This is a genomic window from Mycobacterium paraffinicum, from assembly GCF_001907675.1.
Classification (GTDB): Bacteria; Actinomycetota; Actinomycetes; order Mycobacteriales; family Mycobacteriaceae; genus Mycobacterium; species Mycobacterium paraffinicum_A.
In genome coordinates this window covers 1-16032 of sequence record NZ_MPNT01000004.1, presented here as the reverse complement: position 1 = coordinate 16032, position 16032 = coordinate 1, and the positions used below count along the sequence as shown (strand labels likewise).

Here is a 16032-nt window from a genome sequence, read left to right as displayed (position 1 = left end):
AGGACACCCATGACCACCGCCGAGCGTCCCGTCACCCTGTGCGAAGCGTTTCAGCGCAACGCGTCGATCGATCCGGACGCCGTCGCGCTGCGCACCCCGGGCAACACCCAGACCCTTACCTGGCGCGAGCTCGCGGAGCGGGTGCGCAAGGTGGCCGCCGGCCTGGCCGGCCTGGGCGTCGGACGGGGCGACACGGTGTCGCTGATGATGGCCAACCGCATCGAGTTCTACCCGTTCGAGATCGGCGCCCAACACCTGGGCGCCACTTCGTTTTCCGTCTACAACACGCTGCCCGCCGAACAGCTGACCTACCTGTTCGAGAACGCGGGAACCCGGGTCGCGATCTGCGAGGAGCAGTACGTGGACCGCATCCGGGCCAGCGGCGCGCCCATCGACCACATCGTCTGCATCGACGGCTCGCCGCCCGGCACCATGTCGGTCGAAGACCTGTACGCCGCCGCCCAGGGGGGCTTCGACTTCGAGGCGACCTGGCGGGCCGTGCGGCCCGACGACGTCGTCACGCTGATCTACACTTCCGGAACCACCGGAAACCCCAAGGGCGTCGAGATGACCCACGCCAACCTGCTTTTCGAGGGGTATGCGCTCAACGCCGTCCTCCCATCCCGGTTCGGTGACCGCGTCACGTCGTACCTGCCGACCGCACACATCGCCGACCGGATGATGGGCCTGTACGGCCTGGAGGTCTTCGGCGCCCAGGTCACGGTCGTCTCGGATGTCCGTGCCATCGCCGCCGCGCTGCCCGACGTGCGGCCCACGGTGTGGGCTGGGGTGCCGCGGGTGTGGGAAAAGCTCAAGGCCGGAATCGAATTCGCCGTCGCCAGCGAGGCCGACGAGGTCAAGCGTCAGGCGTTGCAGTGGGCGATGTCGGTGGCCGGCAAACGGGCCGCCGCCCTGGTGGCCGGCGAGCCGATGTCGGACGAGCTGGCGGCCGAGTGGGCGCAGGCCGACGAGCTGGTGCTGTCCAAGCTGCGCGAGCGGCTCGGCTTCGGTGAACTGCGTTGGGCGGTATCCGGTGCGGCCCCGATTCCCCGGGAGACCCTGGCGTTCTTCCTCGGCATCGGCATTCCGATCGCGGAGGTCTGGGGAATGTCGGAGCTCAGTTGCGTCGCCAGCGTCAGCCATCCCGGCGAAGCGCGGTTGGGCACCGTGGGCAGGCTGCTGCCCGGGCTTGAGGGCAAGGTCGCCGACGACGGCGAGTTCCTGGTGCGTGGCCCGCTGGTGATGAAGGGGTACCGCAAGGAACCCGCCAAGACCGCCGAGGCCATCGACGCCGACGGCTGGCTGCACACCGGTGACATCATCGAGGTCGACGAGGAGGGCTACCTGAGGATCGTCGACCGCAAGAAGGAACTGATCATCAACGCCGCCGGAAAGAACATGTCGCCGGCCAACATTGAGAACACCGTGCTGGCCGCGTGCCCGATGGTCGGCGTGATGATCACGATCGGCGACGGGCGGCCCTACAACGCCGCGCTCATGGTCTTCGACGCCGAATCCGTCGGTCCCTACGCGGCGCAGCACGGCCTGGGCGACGCCTCGCCCGCGGCCCTGGCGGCCCATCCGGAGGTCATCGCCCGCATCGCCGCAGGCGTGGCCGACGGCAACGCCAAGCTGTCACGGGTGGAACAGATCAAGCGCTTCCGGATACTGCCGACACTGTGGGAGCCCGGGGGAGACGAGATCACGCTGACGATGAAGCTCAAGCGCAAGCCGATCATGGCGAAGTACGCGAGCCAGATCGAGGAACTCTACGCGCCCGACCTTCACCCGGACGTGCACGAGCCCTCGGCGGCGGCCACGGTGCAGCCGGCATGAGCGGCGGCCCGGGGGCGAGTGCCCGCGAGTTCGGTCGGGTCGGGATGCGAAAGCTACTGCAGCGCACCGGGATCGTCGAGGAATCGGCGACGCCGCTGACAACCGACCCGGCGGAGGTCGTCCAGCTGCTCGCCGCCCCGTGGTACAACGAGCGGCTGGCCGGGCTGGCCGACGAGCTGGGGCGCGACCTGCCCGGCGTGCGCGCCGAGGCCGCCGGCTATCTGCGGGAGATGGCGCCCTCGCTGGACGAGCGGGCGGTTCGAGCGTGGCGCAGCTTCAGCTGCTGGCTGATGCGCGCCTACGACGTCCTGGTCGACGAGGACCAGATCGCGCAGCTGCGCAAGCTGGATCGCAAAGCGACTCTCGCGTTTGCCTTTTCGCATCGCTCCTATCTGGATGGGTTGCTGCTGCCGGAGGAGATTCAGGCCAACCGGCTTTCGCCGGCGCTCACCTTCGGCGGGGCGAACCTGAACTTTTTCCCGATGGGGGCGTGGGCCAAGCGGACGGGCACGATCTTCATCCGGCGCCAGACCAAAGATATTCCGGTGTACCGCTTCGTGTTACGCGCCTACGCCGCGCAGCTGGTGCAGAACCACGCCAACCTCACCTGGTCCATCGAAGGCGGCCGCACCCGGACCGGCAAGCTGCGGCCCCCGGTGTACGGCATCCTGCGCTACATCAGCGACGCGGTCGACGAAATCGACGGCCCGGAAGTCTATTTGGTGCCCACCTCGATCGTCTACGACCAGCTCCACGAGGTGGAGGCGATGACCACCGAGGCCTACGGCGCGACGAAGCGGCCCGAGGACTTTCGTTTCCTGGTCCGGCTGGCGCGCCAGCAGGGTGAGCGGCTCGGCCGTGCCTACCTCGACTTCGGCGAGCCGCTGCCGCTGCGCAAGCGCCTCGAGGAGCTGCGCGCCGAGGAGTCCGGGACGGGCACCGAGATCGAACGCATCGCGCTGGACGTCGAGCACCGGATCAATCGCGCCACCCCGGTCACCCCGACCGCGGTCGTGAGCCTCGCCCTGCTGGGCGCCGACCGCTCGCTGTCCATCAGCGAGGTGCTGGCCACGGTGCGACCGCTGGCGAGCTACATCGCGGCGCGGAACTGGTGCGTGGCGGGCGCCGCCGACCTGACGAACCGCTCGACCATCCGCTGGACCCTGCATCAGATGGTCGCCTCCGGCGTCGTCAACGTGTATGACGCCGGCACCGAACCGGTCTGGGGCATCGGTGCCGAGCAGCACCTGGTGGCCGCGTTCTACCGCAACACCGCGATCCACATCGTCGTCGACCGCGCCATCGCCGAAACCGCGCTGCTGGCCGCCATCGAGGACGCCGAGGGTTCGGTGGACGGTTTGGTGGAACCGGCGACGGTGCGCGACGAGGCGCTGCGCCTGCGCGAGCTGCTGAAATTCGAGTTTTTGTTCTCGGCGCGCGCGCAATTCGAGAAGGAACTCGCCGACGAGGTGCGCCTGATCGGGCGGGTGGAGGACACCAGCAAGGCGGCCAACGCGGCCGACGTGCGCGGCCTGTTGGAGAAGGCCGACCTGCTGCTGGCGCACCTGGTGCTGCGGCCGTTTCTGGACGCCTACCACATCGTCGCCGACCGGCTGGCCGCCTTCGACGACGAATCATTCGACGAGAAGGCATTTCTCGCCGAGTGCCTCGAGGTGGGCAAGCAGTGGGAGCTGCAACGCAGGATCGCCAGCGCCGAATCGAGGTCGATGGAGTTGTTCAAGACGGCGCTGCGGCTGGCCCGGCATCGGGAGCTGGTGGACGGCTTCGAGGACGTCGACGTCGCCCAGCGGCGCCGCGAGTTCGCCGACGAGATCGCCACGGCCGTCCGGCGGGTCAACACCATTGCGGGGCTCGCCGGGGCGCGATAGGCGGCGGTGCCCTGGCGGGCGATTATGCAGTTGCGCTCGACCAATGACGACGGTGTCGCCCTCCCCGGAGTCGGTGGCCGAGACTTGTCGTACCCGGCTGCGAGGATGGGGTGATGTCGTTGACTGCATCTGTTGGCGCTTGGGTGGTGAATGAGCCCACGCGTCTTGATGTGTTGTTTGAGGAGTTGGCGGAGTTGGCGGGTCAGCGCAATGCGATTGATGGGCGCATTGTGGACCTGGTCGCCGAGATCGAGCGTGATGGGCTGTGTGGCATGACCGGCGCGCGGTCGGTGGCGGCGTTGGTGGGTTGGAAGTTGGGTTTGTCGTCGACGACTGCGCACACGATCGCCACGGTGGCGGGCCGGGTCGAGGAGTTCCCGCGCTGTGCCCAGGGCATGCGGGAGGGGCGGTTGTCGCTGGATCAGGTCGGGGTGATCGCCGCGCGGGCGGGTGAGGGGTCTGATGCGCATTACGCGGGGTTGGCCGCGGTGGCCACGGTGAATCAGTTGCGCACGGCGGTCAAGCTGGAACCGCGGCCCCAGCCCGATGCCCGCCGCGAGGCGGAACGCTCGATCACCAAGACCGCCACCGAGGAGGGCAGCTGTTGGCGGATCAAACTGCCCCGCGACGAGGCGGCGAGGTTCGACGCGGCGTTGGCGTCTCATCGGGACGCGCTGATCGCCGAGTGGAAGCACGACCGCGCCGATGGGGTGTCCGATGCCGCGCCGCCGTTGCCGGGCACTGTGGAGGCGTTTCTGCGGCTGGTCGAGGCGGGCTGGGATGCTGAGGCGGCGCGCCGCCCGCACGGGCAGCACACCACCGTGGTGGTGCACGTCGACGTCGAGCGGCGCGCGGCGGCGTTGCATCTGGGTCCGTTGCTGTCCGACGCCGAGCGCCGATACCTGACCTGTGATGCCACCTGTGAGGTGTGGTTCGAGCGTGAGGGCCAGCCCATCGGGGCGGGCCGGGCGACCCGCACCGTCAACCGGCGGCTACGCCGCGCGCTCGAGCATCGCCACCGCAGCTGCGCGGTGCCCGGCTGTGGCGTGACCCGGGGTCTGCATGCCCACCACCTCCGGCATTGGGAGGACGGCGGGCCCACCGAGTTGGCCAAGCTGAAATATCGCTAAACTACCCTCATGGGGAAAGCGAAAACTCCAGCTCAGCGTGTCGGGGCGCGGTCCGCGGCGATCTACGCCCGCATCTCAGCCGATGTGGAGGGCACCGGCCTGGGGGTCGCCCGTCAACTCGAAGACTGCCGCAAGCTCGCCGCGGAGCGAGGCTGGCCGATCGGTGACGAGTACGTCGACAATGATGTCTCAGCGTATTCGGGAAAGCCGCGCCGCGAGTACGCCCGCATGCTGGATGACCTGAAATCCGGTGCGCGGGATGCGGTGATCGTCTACAACCTCGACCGGCTACATCGCCGTCCGGTCGAGTTGGAAGACTTCGTGACGCTGTGTGAGTCGGTCGGGGTGCGTGATGTCGCTACCGTGACCGCCGACATCGATTTGGGTAACGATGACGGGTTGTTCATGGCCCGGATTTTCGCCGCGTTCGCCGCCAAAGAATCTGGCCGCAAATCCGCGCGTATCCGCCGCAAGATGTTGCAGAACGCCGAAAAAGGCCTGCCGCACGGCCCGGCGCGCCCTTTCGGATACGAGCCCGACAAAATTACCCTGCGCCCTGAGGAAGCCAAGATCGTGCGGGAGATGGTCGACCGGTATCTCGCGGGTGCGTCGATCCGGTCGTTGACCATCTGGCTCAGCGACACCGGTGTGGCCCCGCCCGCGTCGAAGTCGTGGCAGACCACCACGGTGCGCAACATTTTGGCCTCCGGACGGATCGCCGGGCTCCGGGAGCATCATGGTGAGGTGATCGGCGCCGCGGCGTGGCCGGCGATCATCACCGCGGGCGAGCGCGACCGCATCCTTGCCCGGATGACTGCTCGCAGCGTCACGAAAACTCGCGCCCCGCGCACCTACCTGCTGTCGGGGATGTTGCGGTGCGGGCGGTGTGGGAATCGGTTGTTTTCCCAAGCCCGCCATAACAATCCGACTAACCGGGTGCGGCGCTACGTGTGTTTGAAAGGTCCCGATCACGGTGGCTGCGGGCGACTGACCGTGGTGGCGCTGCCGGTCGAGGAATTGCTCACCGATGCGGTGCTGACCCGACTGGACTCACCCCAGCTGGCAGGAGCATTAGCAGGTAGGTCCAGTGTGGACGCCGACGTCGCCGCGTTGGCCGCCCAGTTGGAGGCCGACCAGGCCCGCTTGGATGAATTGGCCGGGCTGTATGCAGAGGGGGCGGTGTCGGCGCGGGAATGGATCGCTGCCCGCGACCCCATCACCGACCGCATCGCCCGCGCCCGCCGCGACATCGCCAAGGCCACCGACACCAGTGCGGTGATGGATCTGGTGGGCTGCGGCGAGGTGCTGCGCGGTCAGTGGGATGACCTTGACATCGACCGCCAACAAGCCATCATCAAATCAGTGCTCGATCACGCCGTCATCGCACCCGGCACGCCCGGGTCGCGCAAGTTGGATATCAACCGGGTACAGCCGCATTGGCGGATTTAGAACGTCTCGTCCGTTGGGTAAACGTCTCGTCCGTCGGTACATGCCGAAACTTTGCCTTTAGAACACGTACGACTTTGCGTGTGGCGCCCGGCATTCGCTGCATTCGGGCATTCCTCGTCGGGCCAGGTTGGTGTACTTGCGTCAGGCGTGGTGTCGGGAAGCAGTCATCACGCCCGTTAGACTCAGCTCACGGGGCCTGCCGTGCTGGTCAGGACGGTTGTTTGACCCGAAGGGAGGTCAGCGGTGGCGACAAATGACCAGTTGAAGGCTCTCGTCATGAGCCACGCCGAGGGCGACGACCCCCAGTTCTACGCCGTGGCGATGCAGGTGGCTGCAAAAGCTGCACGAGCTGGGCACGCAAAGTTCGCCCAAGAACTGCGCGACCTGGTTGACGAGTTGCGTAAGCGTGGTGCAGTGAAGTCGCGGGTGGCCTCGGTGGTGCCGGTGGCGCAGCCCCGGGGTGAACTGGGCTCTCTGCTCGCTGTCAGCTATCCGGAGTCTCGACTGGCAGACCTCGTGTTATCCCCGGGTCTTGCCGAGCACCTGCGGCATGTATTGCTTGAGCAGCGTCAACGAGACATGCTTGCCCGCCACGGTCTTCGGGCCGCGGGCCGGTTGCTGCTCACCGGCCCGCCAGGGACCGGCAAGACTTCAACCGCGCGAGTTATTGCCGGCGAGTTGGGGCTTCCACTGTTTTCGGTGCGGCTGGACACAATCATCACCAAATACATGGGTGAGACGGCAGCGAAACTGCGCTTGATTTTCGATGCGCTCATCGACACGCGGGGGGTCTACTTGTTCGACGAGGTCGATGCGCTTGCCGGAGATCGGGCCGCACCCAACGACGTCGGCGAGATCCGCCGAGTCCTCAACTCCTTTCTTCAATTCCTCGAAGAGGATTCCTCGGACAGCATCATCATCGCGGCCACCAATCACCCCAAGTTGCTCGACAACGCCCTCTATCGCCGATTTGACACAGTGATGGACTTCGCACTGCCCGACGACGCGGCCACCGAGGCCGTCATCCGCAACCGACTCGCTCGGTTCCAAATCGGCAACCTGAGTTGGCCGAGGGTCGTCGCTGCCGCGCGCGGGCTCAGTCACGGAGAGATCGCGACTGCAGCAGAGAATGCGGCGAAGCGAACAGTTCTGGCTGGCCGGGCCCGGGTGCGCACCGACGACCTGGTGGCCGCCCTGCACGAACGGCCGCGTGCCAATCACCACGGCGAGTCGGCGATCTAGACGTCATGGCAGAGCGAGATCGTCCTCACCTTGTCGTGTCGGTAGCGCCAGTATCGGAGTCCTTTACGCTCGCCAGCGCTGGTGGCGGTGGCGACAAGCACGAGTTCACCGGCGATCGCAAGGGGCATGGCCGACGCCTCACTGACGAATTCAACGCCGCAGTCGCGCCTACAGCCGACGATGAGATCGAGCCTGCAGGAACCTACGTCACGTTTGTGTCGTTTCCAGATTTGGAACTGGCGTTGCAAAGTCTGGACCCGCAGCGCTCTGGTGAGCAGCCCGAGTTGGTCGCCGTCCGGGAGACGCAGACCACCGACGGGATCGTTCAGATGGCGACCGTGTACATCCCGCGGGGCAAGAAAGAGTACTTCCTCAAACGGTTGGACGCCTACGTGTCGTCTGCAGACCGGACCAAGGCTGACAATGCCGCACTAATTGAGAGTATCCAGTCGATCCGTCGAGCGACGATCCGCGAACTATGGACCGATCCCGATGAATTGTTTCCCGACGACCCCACCGAAGTCCGTTGGTGGGAGGTGTGGCTGCTTAACCGTGACCGCCGCGAACAAGCAAGATTCAGCGACTTTGTTGTCCAACACGAACTGCGCACCAGTGAGCACTATCTGGGTTTCGGTGACCGCACCGTAGTGTTGCTATACGCTTCGGCAGACCAACTGGCGCAGACGTTTCAATCAGTTGACGACATCGCCGAGTTGCGCCGACCGCACGACGTTGCCACTTTGTTGACAGAACTGCCCGCCGCCGAGCAGACCGAGTGGGTGGACGATCTGCGCGCGCGTCTACGGATGGCCGACAAGGATGCTGCGGTGGTGTGCATCCTCGACACTGGCGTGCAGGACACGCACCCTCTGCTCACCGACTCGATTGGAGCCGCGGACCTGCACGTCGCAGACCCGCGCTGGCAGACCACGCCCGTCCAATCGCACGGAACTGAGATGGCAGGCCTGGCCCTCTACGGAGACCTGCACGCCGCACTCGTCGACACCCAGCCGGTCCAATTGACTCACCGCCTGGAGTCGGTGAAGTTCTTGCCCGATAACGCCCACAACGATCGTGATCTCTACGGTGCTATCACTGCTCGCGCGGTCGACCGCCCAGAGATCCAAGCCGCCGCCCGGCGCCGCGTGTTCATGCTCGCGGTCACTGCGCGCCGCCCCTCCGTCGACGGAACTGACACCGAACCGACCACACGAATCGACACCGGCAGACCCACGTCGTGGTCGGCGGCGATCGACGCTCTGGCCTTCGGCCGGGCCATCGATGACAGCGATCCCAAGCTCACCTACCTCGACCGTGACGAGCCGCGGCGCCCGCGCCTGTTCCTCGTCTCGGCCGGCAACATCCGCGACCTTCGTGGCACCGATGATCACCTCGCTCGAAGTGATGTCGAGCCGGTCGAAGACCCCGCCCAGTCGTGGAACGCGCTCACGGTTGGCGCTTACTCCAATCGTGACGACATGTCCGGCGCACCAGCTGATTTCGCCGGCTACGTGCCGGTAGCCAAGAGGGGTGAACTATCCCCGGTCAGCCGCACGTCGGTAGTCTTTGACCGCACGAAATGGCCGTTCAAACCCGATGTGGTCGCTGATGGCGGCAACGTCGCAGTATCACCGGACCGCACAGACGTTGATACGCCGCCCAATCTCGCTCTGCTCACAACCCGCCTCCAACGCCCGGGACACGGTTTCTTCACCGCGACGCGAGACACCTCGGCCGCCACCGCTCAGGTCGCAGCCATCGCCGGCAATCTCTCCCAGGCCTACCCGCAGCTGCGCCCCGAGACCATCCGCGGGTTGATCGTGCACTCGGCTCAGTGGACCGACGCCATGCGCAACCGCTTCAACACCGAATCGAACAAGACTCGCCTCGCCAGCCTGCTGCGCCGCTACGGGATGGGTGTACCCGACGCGGCCCGCGCACTGCGTAGCGCCACCGATGCGCTCACCCTCATCGCAGAGGCCCGAATCCATCCCTACGAGCGCGACCGCGACAGCAACTCAGGCAAAGTGCGGGAGATGAATCTCCACCAACTGCCATGGCCGACCGAAATACTCGAAGGGCTAGGCGAAACCGAAGTACGCATGCGCGTGACCCTGTCCTACTTCGTTGAACCCAACCCTTCCAGCCGCGGCTGGACGGGCCGCTATATCTATCCCTCCCATGGCCTACGGTTCGCCACCCGACGCCCGGAGGACAACATCGAATCGTTCCGCCAGCGCATCAACACCCGCGCACGTATCGACGGGCAACGCCCACCTGCACTCGACACCGAGAAAGGCTGGTTCTTCGGCAGCAACCTGCAGCAGGCCCCCGGCTCACTACACACCGACATCTGGACAGGTCCAGCCGCCAACCTCGCCAGCAAGGGAGCCATCGCCGTGTACCCGGTCGCGGGATGGTGGAAAAACCAACGCAAATACGACCAAAGCAACCACGGCGTTGACTACTCACTCATCGTCAGCATCGAATCCCCACACGTCGACGTTGACCTATGGGCTCCCGTCGCCCAACAGATCAGCACAACCGTCGAAATCCAAACCTAGCCAAGCTTTTATGCCGCTGTATTCCGCGCATTACCAAATCTAGCAATGTTCACTTGCGAACCCTGATAGGAACGGTCGACGATCCCTTTGGGTATCGACGAAGGGCTCAACGGACTGACCGAGCAATCTCCTGGTGCAGGAGTATTCGCGGGATCCGCATCCTACTTCCAGAGAACGCCGTCTGCGTGCACGGTTGTGCAATTTTCACTGGTCACCTTCGACTATTCGTTGACTGGCAGTTGATGTCAAGGCTCGAACCGGGGGTTCGCCCGCCTGCGGCGCCGGCCCTGACATCAATTGCCAGCCAACAGCATTGGACCGCTGTGACCAGGCGAGGAAACAGCGTCAGAATGTGACGGCCTGGTCGCACTGAGCTGACGCTGTGCCGCGCCTTACCGCAGCAGGGTGGCGATGTCAGCGAGGACAGCCGGGTTGGTGATGGTGACCGCGACGTGCTGGCGTTCACAGGATTCGACAAGCCAGGCGGTGAATTCTTGACGACTGTAAGACTTTCCAGTCTGCCTATCCGCGGATCGCACCTCCCGGCTAGCCATCGGGTACCTCGACAGGAAGATCACCACGCTGGTGCAATAGTGCTTCGCGGGCAGTGCGGCGCCGGTCGATCCGACGTAGCGCCGCGCTGACGATGAGGGTGCGCTCACCGAGGCTGGCGTGACCGGCGCGGTCGAACTCCCACGCCACCAGATCATTGCCATCATCGCCGTGTCGACGATCCGGATTATGCTTGTGTTCAGTAGATTTCGCGTAGCGTTCGCGGGTCCAAGTGGCACGGCGTTGCCGTAGTGCGGTCATGGTGGTCGAGTAGCGGCGGGACTTGCTGGTGATGTGCCCGCGGAACCCGAGGGTGTGCAGCCACCGCCGAATACCCGACACTCCGTTGTCAGCGAGGTCGCTGATGGTGGTCAGGATGGCCCGCACATGCTCGGATACATCCAGGTCGGGTATCGATTCGGTGGACAGCCGGCGGACGCTGATCCCGAGATCGGCCAAAGATTTAGTCACGTATTTGGCCAGATAGCGAGCAACCCGCCGGCCCGACAGTGCCCGGCTATCCGGTGAACAATGTTCTGCTGTCAGCGCATTCGTCGAGTTAGTGGGTGCGGTGATGGGTTGGGTATCGATTTGGGGACCGAAGGCGATCACCCGCACGCCGCCCTCGGTGGTGGGGTCGTGGACGGTGAGGGTGACGGTACGGGCGGCGTGCTGGATGATCATCGCGAGTTCGGTTGCACTGATTGGTGATTCCCAACCGGTCTGATCGGGATCCTCGTAGGGGTCGAGGCGGATCAGGGCGTGGATGTGCGGGATGGCGCGGGCTTGCATTTCGACGACTTTGAGAAAGCTGACCCGCACGTCATCCGGATCGGCCCCGGCGGCTTTCAGATGCCTGCGGAGTGCTCGCCGCAGGGTGATGGTGAATCGTCGCCACAGCTCAGGCAGATGCCAGGTGAACAGCACATGCCCGAAATAGTCGTAGCATTCCCGGCAGAGCGGCTGGCCAACCTGTGGATCGGTGTGGTCGTGGATAGTGCTGCACCACAATGGATTTCTATGTGAACAGCGCCGGTAGCCACCGATGCGGTCATGATCGCGGCACACACCGTGTCGGGATCCGCTGGGGTCTGTGGGTGTGGTGGTGTGGACGGCCCCGAAGCTGGGGGCGGTCAGCGTGAGAAACACTTGCGGACGATCAGCGACGGCGGCGGGCATGTCGTGGTGGCCGCCCGCGGCGCCGGCGTGCACGAGTTGCCACGTGTCGCGGGCGTAGAGGTCTGAGCAGGAGGGGCAGATGTGGGCGCGGCGGTTGTTGCACCGGGTCCACACCACCTGCTGGCGTCCGTAGTCTTCGGTGCCCGTGAGTTGGATGGGATGGGCACAGAACCCGACGGATTCCGCGCGTCGCCACCAGGATTCGTATCCCATCGAGGAGGCGCGGCGCACCATCTCATCGACCACCCGGGTGGTGTCGACCGTGTCCGGAATGCCTGGCAGGGCGAGCTGGGCCGGTGGTGTGGAGCTATTCACCGCTGGCACCTCTGTTGGTGTCACTGTCGCCCGTCGTTGAGGCCTGGTCGCCACTGGGCCGGCGCGCGGGGCGGCGGAATCGGGCCGCGAGGGTGGTGATGTCGTGGTCGGTGACGTGGAAGGCGCGTACCCGCACGGATTGGGTGCTGCCGTCGATGAGCATGTAGCCCACACCGGGGGTGGCATCGGGGATGCGGTCGCATTCCGCCCCGGCATCACGTGCTCCTTGTCCCAGCACCATGGTGGTTTGGGTGGCTTCGGTCAGCCGCAACCCGATCCGCACGGTGAACAGTTGCCGGACCGGCAGGGTGTCTTTGGCGGGGTCTTGCACTGCGGCCACCACCGAGATCCCCACCGCGCGGCCTTGGGAGAGCAGTAGCCCGAGCAGTTGTTCGATTTCGGTGCGGATCTTGCGGTCGGTCACATACGCGGTGAGCGCGGCGATCTCATCGATCAGGACCACAAACAGCGGGTCGGCCGGTGTCGGGGTGTGCAGGCGGGTGTGGCCGCGCAGACGATTTGCGCGGGCGTGCATCACGTTCACGAGCTGGCGCAGGAGTTGGAGGGTGGTGTCGGTGGCGTCGTGGCTGAACACGGTGAACATGGGTGCGCCGGCGCCCAGTTCCATGCCGCCTTTGGGGTCGATGACACACAGCCGGACCAGCCCGGTCTTGATCGCGGGGGCGATCCCGGCGATCAGGGACCACAGCACGCTGCCTTTGCCCGCGCCGGTGGCCCCGGCGACCAGGAGGTGATGCCCGAGCAGCGGCATCTGCCAGTGGTGGCGGGTTTCGGTGATCCCGACCCGCACCGATCCCAGATCCACCGGAGTCGACGATGTAGGCATGGGCAGCGCGATCGGTTCGGCCAGCACGTCCCCGCGCATCAGCGCGATGCGTAGTTCCCCGGGTGTGGTGGCGGTGATGGTGATCCGGTCGGCGCGCCAGGCCGCGGCCAGCGCCTCGGATTGTTGGTGCCAGTTAGTTAGGGATTGGCCGGTGACGATCCGCACCGCCAACACATCGGTGGTTCTACCGATCGTGACGGTGCGCAGGGTCGGAGTCAGGGTGCGCTCACCAAGTTTGGCGGTCAGGCCGTGCAGGGTGCACGTCGATTCCCAGGTGCGGGTGTAGCGCGACCAGGTCAACCAGCGGCGCCGTACAGGTTCGGTCACCCACGAGCAAAACGAGCCTGGGTCTAGCCAAGCCCACCCCATATATCCGGCGCCGAACGCGATGGCACCGACGATCCCGGCGCGGGGTCCGTGGGTGATGCCGAGAGTGAGGCTGGCGATGATCGGGACACTGATCGCTGGGAACAGCACGGCCCACCACAGCAGATATCCCGCGGCGGTCAACAGTGATATGACCAGATCGCCGAACCAGTCGTCATTGTCCGATTGAGTGTTGTTGGTGTTCTTATTGTTTGATGCCATGACGGTGTGTTCTCCGTGTGTGCGTGGACGAGCCAGTGGTCGACGGCGGACCCGGGCCGAGGCGCGGCACGTGCTGGTGTCGCGCCTCGGCAGCGGGTGCTATTTCTGGGTGCGCGACCCCGGCTCACCCGCCGGGGCGCCGGCTGTGGCGCCGGTGATGGCATCAGCGCGGAAGGCCACACCACTGCGATCGCCTTGCGCCCACGGGATGGCCACCAGGCTGGTCACCGAGACCGGTTGGGTGACCCCGACGTTCGGGTCACCGGCCACCGTCACATTGAGCACTTCGCCGCCAGTGTCATCCAACGCCAGCAACTGCACCGAATGCTGCGGCAGCCCGGTGGCAGTGTCGATTTTGGGGCTGCCGGTCTCAAAGTTCAGCCGCGGCTCAGCCGCACGGGTGACGATGAACCGTGTCCCTGACGTATCGATTCTCAAACGCATTGTCCTGTAGTTCCTTTCGTGAACCGTATGCGCCCTTGCGGCGCTGAACTCAGTTCACGTGGACACCACCGACGTAGCCAGGGACATCTAGCGGCATTGCCGACATCGCCGGCGACATTCCGGACACCACCGGGACATACCCGTGGACATCACGTGGGCATCACCGCCGCGGGGTGGCACCACGCGCATGGCAAACTAGACGCCACGCGCTGGCGATACACGGAGACGACACGGAAAGATGTGCGCTGAGACGATGGACGATCACGACGGCAAGGCGGCCGCGATCCCCAACAATCGCCTCATGCAGCGGCTGCAGGCCAAGGGACTGTCCCCGCAGCGCTTTGCCACCGCGATGAGCGTGGATGTCAAGACGGTGCGCCGCTGGCTGTCCAACACCAACTACAACATCCGCGAGGACAACGCGCGGCGCGCAGCCACGCTGCTGGGCTGCACGCCGCACGATCTGTGGCCCAATCAGTACTCGCCTACTATGGCGAGCGCATTGGCGACCATGTCACCAAGTGGCCCGTTCACCGCGACCCTGTATGCCAGCCGCACCCAGCTACCGATCAGCGCGTGGCAGCAGCATTTCGCCGACGCCACCACCAGCATCGACATCCTCGTGCTGGCCGCCACGTTCCTGTTCGACACCCTCGACGGATTCCTCGACACCCTGCTCGACGCCGCCGCCCGCGGCGTGGCGGTGCGATTCCTCGTCGGCGACCCCGACACCGCCACCATGATCCTGCGCGGCGTGGAGGAAGGGATCGGTGAAGCCGTCATCGCCCGCTGCCGCACCTCAGTCGAGCTGCTCGCCCCACACGCCGGCACCCCGGGACTGGACATCCGCACCCACGACACCACGCTCTACACATCCATCTTTCGGGTCGATGACGCCATGATCGTCAACTTCCACATCTACGGCTCACCCGGACGCAACAACCCCGTACTCGTACTGTCCCGTCACCACGAACCCCGGCTCTGGGCCACCCTCGAAGAGGCCTTCACCCAGGTGTGGGACCACGCCACACCCCTAACGACGAAAGGCTGACCCGCCGATGCGCACCGACTACTACAACGACCCCAACGCCCCACGGCCTAACAGTGTCGTCCCCTCGGCTTCGGCGATCGTCGCTGACGAACGCGGTCGAATTTTGCTGATCAAACGCCGCGACAACACCCTGTGGGCGCTACCCGGCGGCGGACACGACATCGGCGAGACCATCGAACAAACCGCTGTGCGCGAAGTCAAAGAGGAAACCGGGCTCGACGTCGAAATCACCGGCCTGGTCGGTGTCTACACCAACCCGCGGCACGTCGTGGCATTCACCGATGGCGAAGTCCGCCAACAATTCTCCTTGTTGTTCACCACCAGGGTGCTCGGTGGTGAGCTGGCCATCGACCACGAAAGCACCGACATCGCCTGGACTGATCCCGACGACATCGCCGACCTGGACATGCATCCCTCGATGCGTCTGCGGATCGAGCACTACCTGCAACACCGCGACAGCCCCTACCTCTGCTAACCCCATGCAGGGGTTACAGCCAGCCGCGCACCCGACCCACCGCCGCCAGCAACTCCTCGCGGCCAGCATCGACCGCCCGGTGCACCGGATCCTGCGGTCCATAACGCGCCAACACCTCACGCAGGCGGTCCTCAGCTGATACCGGCGTGCCGTCAGGTCCGGTCGTCAAATCGCAAAACGTCAACGCATCCATCACATCGCGCGGCGGTTGGACGAAAGCCCCTAAACCGGAGACGCCACGCTCGGATGCCTCCAGGTGCGCGCCGGTATGAAACGCCACCAACGACGCGACCAGCTCCCCGAAACCGGCCGACCGGACGAACACCGCGCCATCGAGCGGATGAAGTTGCGTCCAGCAGAGTGGTGTACGAGCCGGTGATGACCGGCGTGTCGTAGCCGGATGAATGAAGGTCATCGCGTGATTCTTCGAGGGACCGACCAAAGTCACTCGAGCAAAGGAATCAACGCGAT

10 protein-coding genes and 2 pseudogenes are annotated in these 16032 nt (G+C 65.5%); 8 read left to right on the top strand and 4 right to left on the bottom strand.

All coding sequences use genetic code 11. The features are described 5' to 3' along the window. The first annotated feature begins 9 nt into the window (after positions 1-9). The 6 genes and pseudogenes from fadD11 (at position 10) to BRW65_RS06130 (ending at position 10110) form a co-directional block, all read left to right on the top strand. Complete coding sequence (gene fadD11, locus BRW65_RS06155) at positions 10-1836, top strand: fatty acid--CoA ligase FadD11 (RefSeq protein ID WP_073872392.1); 1827 nt, start codon at positions 10-12, stop codon at positions 1834-1836. Beyond that, positions 1833-3725 (top strand): lysophospholipid acyltransferase, encoded by a 1893-nt coding sequence (locus BRW65_RS06150; RefSeq protein WP_073872390.1) that lies wholly within the window; start codon positions 1833-1835, stop codon positions 3723-3725. The genes fadD11 and BRW65_RS06150 overlap by 4 nt, the downstream gene beginning before the upstream one ends. Positions 3726-3838: 113 nt before the next feature. Then, positions 3839-4843: pseudogene (locus tag BRW65_RS06145) on the top strand (HNH endonuclease signature motif containing protein); the annotation flags it as partial. Positions 4844-4864: 21 nt separating this feature from the next. Next, a complete protein-coding gene (locus BRW65_RS06140) occupies positions 4865-6304 on the top strand; it encodes a recombinase family protein (RefSeq protein WP_011725674.1) in 1440 nt (479 codons plus the stop codon). Between the two features lie 243 nt (positions 6305-6547). Then, positions 6548-7546 (top strand): AAA family ATPase, encoded by a 999-nt coding sequence (locus BRW65_RS06135; protein ID WP_011725675.1) that lies wholly within the window; start codon positions 6548-6550, stop codon positions 7544-7546. A 5-nt stretch (positions 7547-7551) separates the two neighbouring features. Continuing rightward, positions 7552-10110: a S8 family peptidase gene (locus BRW65_RS06130; protein WP_023882498.1), complete on the top strand. Its 2559-nt coding sequence runs from the start codon at positions 7552-7554 to the stop codon at positions 10108-10110. A 546-nt stretch (positions 10111-10656) separates the two neighbouring features. On the opposite strand, the gene BRW65_RS06125 is transcribed toward BRW65_RS06130, so the two are convergent. The 3 genes from BRW65_RS06125 to BRW65_RS31660 form a co-directional block, all read right to left on the bottom strand. Next, positions 10657-12156, bottom strand: a complete 1500-nt coding sequence (locus tag BRW65_RS06125; protein WP_011725678.1) for a replication initiator — start codon at positions 12154-12156, stop codon at positions 10657-10659. After that, positions 12149-13591, bottom strand: a complete 1443-nt coding sequence (locus BRW65_RS06120; protein WP_019732903.1) for an FtsK/SpoIIIE domain-containing protein — start codon at positions 13589-13591, stop codon at positions 12149-12151. The genes BRW65_RS06125 and BRW65_RS06120 overlap by 8 nt, the downstream gene beginning before the upstream one ends. A 99-nt stretch (positions 13592-13690) precedes the next feature. Continuing rightward, positions 13691-14035, bottom strand: coding sequence for a hypothetical protein (locus tag BRW65_RS31660; protein ID WP_019732904.1), 345 nt, complete (start codon positions 14033-14035; stop codon positions 13691-13693). Between the two features lie 253 nt (positions 14036-14288). On the opposite strand from BRW65_RS31660, the gene BRW65_RS06110 reads away from it, so the two are divergent. Further along, the gene (locus tag BRW65_RS06110) at positions 14289-15086 is read left to right on the top strand and encodes a hypothetical protein (RefSeq protein WP_011725681.1); all 798 of its coding nucleotides are present in this window, start codon (positions 14289-14291) and stop codon (positions 15084-15086) included. 7 nt (positions 15087-15093) lie between these two features. Continuing rightward, a complete protein-coding gene (locus tag BRW65_RS06105; RefSeq protein WP_011725682.1) occupies positions 15094-15561 on the top strand; it encodes an NUDIX hydrolase in 468 nt (155 codons plus the stop codon). Between the two features lie 13 nt (positions 15562-15574). Here the strand turns inward: BRW65_RS06105 and BRW65_RS06100 are convergent. Next, positions 15575-15913, bottom strand: a pseudogene (locus tag BRW65_RS06100) (HD domain-containing protein); the annotation flags it as partial. Between the last annotated feature and the right edge of the window lie 119 nt (positions 15914-16032).

Excerpts from the sequence above, each read along its gene's own strand:
- fadD11 (WP_073872392.1), top strand. The coding sequence starts at position 10 with ATGACCACCGCCGAGCGTCCCGTCACCCTGTGCGAAGCGTTTCAGCGC.
- BRW65_RS06150 (WP_073872390.1), top strand. The coding sequence starts at position 1,833 with ATGAGCGGCGGCCCGGGGGCGAGTGCCCGCGAGTTCGGTCGGGTCGGG.
- BRW65_RS06140 (WP_011725674.1), top strand. The coding sequence starts at position 4,865 with ATGGGGAAAGCGAAAACTCCAGCTCAGCGTGTCGGGGCGCGGTCCGCG.
- BRW65_RS06130 (WP_023882498.1), top strand. The coding sequence starts at position 7,552 with ATGGCAGAGCGAGATCGTCCTCACCTTGTCGTGTCGGTAGCGCCAGTA.
- BRW65_RS06120 (WP_019732903.1), bottom strand. The coding sequence starts at position 13,591 with ATGGCATCAAACAATAAGAACACCAACAACACTCAATCGGACAATGAC.
- BRW65_RS31660 (WP_019732904.1), bottom strand. The coding sequence starts at position 14,035 with ATGCGTTTGAGAATCGATACGTCAGGGACACGGTTCATCGTCACCCGT.
- BRW65_RS06110 (WP_011725681.1), top strand. The coding sequence starts at position 14,289 with ATGGACGATCACGACGGCAAGGCGGCCGCGATCCCCAACAATCGCCTC.
- BRW65_RS06105 (WP_011725682.1), top strand. The coding sequence starts at position 15,094 with ATGCGCACCGACTACTACAACGACCCCAACGCCCCACGGCCTAACAGT.